This window comes from Fulvivirga aurantia, from assembly GCF_009711475.1.
Taxonomy (GTDB): Bacteria; Bacteroidota; Bacteroidia; order Cytophagales; family Cyclobacteriaceae; genus Fulvivirga; species Fulvivirga aurantia.
The window spans coordinates 1-5,493 of sequence record NZ_SMMD01000674.1; the positions used below are offsets into that span (position 1 = coordinate 1).

Consider the following 5,493-nt stretch of genomic DNA (forward strand, 5'->3'; position numbering starts at 1 on the left):
GCACGCCATATTATTTACAAGTCGAAATTATGAAGAAATACATAGACCTTATCGAGCAAACTTTTTACTTCCCTCAACCGGAATTTAAAGTACAGGATAACGAACTGCATTTCCATGATGTACCTTTAATGGATATTATTGAGCAGTATGGAACACCTCTTAAACTTAGCTACCTGCCAAAGATTGGTCAGAATATAAATTATGCCAAGCAGCTGTTTGCTGACGCCATGAAGAAGCATAATTATGATGGTTCTTACACCTATTGCTATTGCACAAAATCTTCTCATTTCTCATTTGTATTGGAAGAGGCGCTTAAACATGATATCCATATTGAAACCTCATCTTCATATGATATTCCGATTGCGAGAAAGCTTTATGATAAAGGGCTAATTTCGAAAAACACAAACATCGTTTGTAATGGTTTTAAAAGGCCACTATACAGACAATATATAACTGAGCTTCTTAATGATGGCTTCAAAAATTGTATGCCTGTGCTTGATAACCTGCACGAGCTTAAGCATTATGAAGATAATGTAAAAGGTAGCTACAATGTGGGTATCAGAATTGCTGCGGACGAAGAGCCTAATTTTGAATTTTATACATCACGTCTGGGTATTCGTTATAGCGATATCAACACCTTATATAGAGATCAGATAAAGCCGAGTAAGAAAGCTAAACTCAAACTTCTTCACTTCTTTATTAATACAGGGATAAGAGACACTGCCTATTATTGGAGTGAGTTGAGCCGATTTATATTTAAGTATTGTGAGTTGAAGAAAGAATGCCCTGAGTTAGATACGATCGATATCGGGGGTGGCTTTCCGATAAAAACCTCATTGCATTTCGAGTTTGACTATAAATATATCATCGAGCAGATTATAGAAAACATCAAATGGATTTGTGGTAAAAATAATGTACCGGTACCGAATATCTTTACTGAGTTTGGGAGCTTTACGGTAGGAGAGAGCGGTGCTGTGCTTTACTCTATCATGGATCAAAAACTACAAAACGACAAAGAGCTGTGGTACATGATTGATGGCTCGTTTATCACACACTTACCAGATGCATGGGGCCTTAATCAAAAATACATCATGCTGCCAATCAATAAGTGGGATGATATGTACCACAAAGTAAACCTTGGTGGACTTACCTGCGACAGTATGGATTACTATAACAGTGAGTCTCACAGTAGTGAGGTATTCTTACCTACTATAGAAGAGCAGGATAAAGAGAATTTATACATAGGCTTTTTCCATACAGGAGCCTACCAGGAGTCGTTGGGTGGCTATGGTGGTATACAGCATTGCCTCATACCAGCGCCTAAGCACGTGCTAATCGATAAAGATGAAAACGGAAATGTATCGACCAAGCTTTTTGCTACAGAGCAAGAAAGTGAGTCGATGTTGAAACTATTGGGGTATTAACTTGAAGAGTGTGTTAAAAAGACGACAAATGTTGTCTTTTGTCATTCTGACGTAGGAAGAATCTTACTCAGTTAAAAGTGAATTCGTTTTTTCTAGTGAGATTCTTCTAATAATCGGAGTTATTCACCCTTAAGGCACTTAAACTTATCCAAAAATAACTTCCATAGCGTCCGGTAAAGATTGCACTCTATAGTCGGCCATACGGCTATCGTCATTATCTACCTGAATCGTTTTTATACCTAGTTTTTTAGCTGGTATAAGATCCCTTTCTTTATCACCAATCATCCATGAAAGAGCAGGGTCAATGTTAAACTTTGCAATTGCTTTTTCGAACATCAGCGAGTCGGGTTTTCTGGTGAGACTCTCACTTACTGTTGGGTGCCAGGGGGCATAGTAAAAGTGATCAATTTGGTTTTTATAGACCCTCTGCATCTCATCGTGCACCTTTTGCATATCTTCTCTGGTGTAGATGCCTTTTGCAATACCGCTTTGATTAGTAATCACAATCACTAAATAGCCAGCGCGCTTAAGCGCAGAAATAGCTTCAGCCGTGCCGGGTAATATTTCTAACTTTTCTAAAGAATAGACATAATCTACATAATCTCTATTGAGCACGCCATCGCGGTCCAGGAAAACACATTTCATTCTAAATCCGTATTTAGGTTACGAGTAAAAAGTTTTCAAAATTAATAGATCATTGCCAAAAACAAATTTTGAGCAGGGTGCTTTTTGAAACTATTTATTATTTTAGGGGTTCTCTTTTTTTTGACAAAACCAACAGGACAAACGAGTGAACGACAGTTTAGTAATTATACCTACGTATAATGAAAAGGAAAATATCCGATTGATTATCGATGCTGTTTTTAGTTTGCCTAAAAAGTTTGACATACTCGTGATTGATGATGGTTCCCCTGATGGCACGGGAGCGATCGTAAAGGAAATTCAAGCTAATTCTTCAGAAGATAACACACTGCACCTAATTGAGAGAGAAGGAAAACTGGGCCTTGGTACGGCATATATCAGGGGATTTAAATTTGCGCTTGATCAGGGATATGAATTTATCTTTGAGATGGACGCAGACTTTTCTCACAACCCAAAAGATCTCATTAGGCTATATGAAGCTTGCGCAAAAGAGGGCAATGACCTGGCCATTGGTTCACGTTATGTATCGGGAGTAAACGTGGTAAACTGGCCGATGGGACGTGTGATCATGTCTTACTTTGCCAGTATATATGTGCGATTTATCACCGGTATGCCCATAAATGACACCACAGCAGGTTTTGTTTGTTTTAGAAGAAACATTTTGCAAACTATCCCATTAGATCAGATTAGATTTATTGGTTACGCCTTCCAGATTGAGATGAAGTTTACAGCTATGAAATATGGTTTTAAGCTTAAAGAAGTGCCCATAGTGTTTACCGATCGCACCAGAGGTAAATCAAAAATGTCCGGATCTATTTTTAAGGAGGCATTTTTTGGTGTTATCCAGCTCAAAATTGGCAGCTGGTTCAAAAAATATATACCCGCCTAATCTATCCTTTAAATCCTTGCTTAGTGTGAGAACCATCGCAGTAAGGTTTATTGCCTGAGTAACCACACCTGCAAAACGCAACAGATTTTTTCGTCTCGGTTTTGCCATCTGCATGCTCAACCGTTATGCCACCACTCACCATAAGCGGCCCGTTTTCTATTACTTGTGCTTTGGCATTTTCCATTTTAATATCTGTTTTAGGTTCTTCATGACCTTCGTTCATATAATAAGACAGTGCCCCTGACGGACATTTTTTTATCTGTTTTGTGAGCTCTTCAGTAGAGGCAGCTTCAGGATTTATCCAGGGTTTTTCTTTGGGTTTAAAAACCTTAGGTAGACCTTTTACACAAAGGCCAGAATGGACGCATTTATCAGGTTTCCAAACTACGGTAACTTCACCGTTTGAGTATTCTTTAGACATAAGCTATTGATTTATAATGAATATAATCATTTAGCAGATGTAAATCAATGTCTAGGTTTTGTTAAGCTCCAGGTTGAGTTTATCTTCCACATACTCTTGTTCCTCTTTGGTAAGTTTACTTTTTCGCTTTTTTATTAGTGTGTTTACTTTAGCCATTTTCTCATGGTGAGCCGCTTTATAGTCGTAGTGTTCTGCGCGTATCAGTTGATCGTAAGGTCCTTCTGGAGACATTAGCTTCACCAAGACCGGGGCACATTCTACAGCAATAAACAAAATCATGATAAACAAACTTGCCCAGCAGATGGCATCGCTCGATTTTTCGAGACGAGAAAGGGCCTCTAGTCGTGAGGCCATCCCTCCAAGTTTTATTTGCTCGATCTCTAATAGGGCTGATGCCATCACAGCATTTAGACTATCCTGTTGCTTTAATTTTTGATCAATTAAACGCTGGTTTTCAGTTTTTAGGGCTGTCAATTCTTCGTTGGCTCTTTCTGCATCAGCTTTCTTAATCCTATAAATCGGTCCGGCATTTCTCTGTCCTGTGCCTCCGGTGCCATCAGCCTCTTCTCTGGCTAGTTGTTGAAGGCTATTTCTTTCTTCTTCCTTGGTTAGAATTTCTGATTTTAGCCGTTCTACCTCCAGATCAAGTTGAGTTATGTCGTTGGTGTAGAATCCTTTTACTTCTTGAGACTTTCTGTTGAGGTCTTCTTGTTGCATGAGCGATAGCTCACCATTTATTTCTTTTTCAAAGATTTTGAGCTCCAGGGGTTTTGCAATCACAATTGAAATAATGATAGCAAGAAGAAGACGTGGTGTAGCCATCAATAATTCCTTCTTAAAATCACCCCGTTTTCTCATACTGGAAACAATATAGCGATCGAGGTTGAAAATCATGAGCCCCCACAGCAAACCAAAGACAGAGGCTGCATAGATATTGTCAAACACGGTAAATAGGGCATAGGCTGCGGCTAGAGCTGCAAAAAGTCCTGTAAAGAATATCGTAGCACCTATGCCTGCATATTTGGTAGACTCTGAAGGACATTGCTTTAACGTTGCGATATCTGCTCCAGAGCAGATCCAGAAAAATTGCTTGAGTTTTGAAACCATGGTACCGTGTAAATTGGAAATCTACAATTCAATATATGTACCAAACGACATACCGAGCCTTATCAGTATAAATTAAGGTTTTGAAGAGAATTTTTGTTCAATAACGAACAGGCAAATGTTCAGCTTTGCGCGCTGATTTAGTCAAACTTTATTGTTTTGATTGGATTGATTCTCGTTACCACAGTACCCGGAATAAGAATTATCATTGAAACCACTACGAATGTTACGACATTAAGTGCGACAATAACGGCCCAATCCCAGCCAATAGGTACATAGCTCATGTAATAGTCTCTGGGGTTAAGTGGTATGATCTGAAAGTAATACTGGAGGGCGCATATGCCGATACCTAAAGAGTTGCCCAGCAATAAACCCTTGGCTATAAGTTGCATACCACTGTAAGTAAATATGCGTCTTATTTGTCTGTGAGTTGCCCCCAGAGATTTAAGCAGTCCGACCATCTGTGTGCGCTCCATGATGAGAATTAATATGATGGAAATCATATTGACGCAGACCACAAATAGGATGATGCCTAAGAAGATGTTTACCTGGCGGCTTATCAACATCAGCCAGTCAAACACCTGTATGTATTTGTCTTTTACTTTTTCTACGAAAAGGTCATATTCCAATATTTCATCAAGCTTTTCTTCTGCCGCATCGATCTTATCGATGTCTTTGATGTATACTTCCATGCCTCCGGCAATCTCATCTGCCCATCCATTTAAGTGTTGGATCATGGCCATGTCTCCTATGATAAACTTGTCATCGTAATATTCAGAAAGGTTGGTTTCGTAAATGCCTACTACTTTTAGTTTTCTCACCCGTGGAGGCTTCATGAAGAAATGTACTACTATATCTTCGTTGAGCTTTATTTTGAGCTTATCGGCAATACTTCTACTGATGACTACCTCTCGGGCGTAGCCTTCTTCCGGAAATTCAATGAATCGGCCTTCTTTTATATTATCCTCAAAATATGAGAGCTTAAATCTATCTGTTACCCCTTTGAGTAAAAT

Annotated in this window: 6 protein-coding genes; 2 read left to right on the forward strand and 4 right to left on the reverse strand. The window is 39.0% G+C overall.

Annotated features, from left to right (window positions below):
• Window positions 1-29 precede the first annotated feature (29 nt).
• A complete protein-coding gene (locus tag E1176_RS07080) occupies window positions 30-1,424 on the forward strand; it encodes a type III PLP-dependent enzyme domain-containing protein (RefSeq protein WP_155209905.1) in 1,395 nt (464 codons plus the stop codon).
• A 144-nt stretch (window positions 1,425-1,568) separates the two neighbouring features.
• On the opposite strand, the gene E1176_RS07085 is transcribed toward E1176_RS07080, so the two are convergent.
• Window positions 1,569-2,069, reverse strand: a complete 501-nt coding sequence (locus tag E1176_RS07085) for a D-glycero-alpha-D-manno-heptose-1,7-bisphosphate 7-phosphatase (RefSeq protein WP_155209906.1) — start codon at window positions 2,067-2,069, stop codon at window positions 1,569-1,571.
• Window positions 2,070-2,214: 145 nt separating this feature from the next.
• On the opposite strand from E1176_RS07085, the gene E1176_RS07090 reads away from it, so the two are divergent.
• Window positions 2,215-2,955: a glycosyltransferase gene (locus E1176_RS07090; protein ID WP_185152681.1), complete on the forward strand. Its 741-nt coding sequence runs from the start codon at window positions 2,215-2,217 to the stop codon at window positions 2,953-2,955.
• A 1-nt stretch (window position 2,956) separates the two neighbouring features.
• Here the strand turns inward: E1176_RS07090 and E1176_RS07095 are convergent, their stop codons facing one another.
• From E1176_RS07095 to E1176_RS07105, 3 genes are all read right to left on the reverse strand, one after another.
• Window positions 2,957-3,376: a (4Fe-4S)-binding protein gene (locus tag E1176_RS07095; protein WP_155209907.1), complete on the reverse strand. Its 420-nt coding sequence runs from the start codon at window positions 3,374-3,376 to the stop codon at window positions 2,957-2,959.
• Between the two features lie 51 nt (window positions 3,377-3,427).
• Window positions 3,428-4,483 (reverse strand): DUF4407 domain-containing protein, encoded by a 1,056-nt coding sequence (locus tag E1176_RS07100; protein WP_155209908.1) that lies wholly within the window; start codon window positions 4,481-4,483, stop codon window positions 3,428-3,430.
• 137 nt (window positions 4,484-4,620) lie between these two features.
• Window positions 4,621-5,493, reverse strand: an 873-nt coding sequence (locus E1176_RS07105; RefSeq protein ID WP_155209909.1) for an ABC transporter permease, incomplete at its 5' end; no start/stop codon positions are given.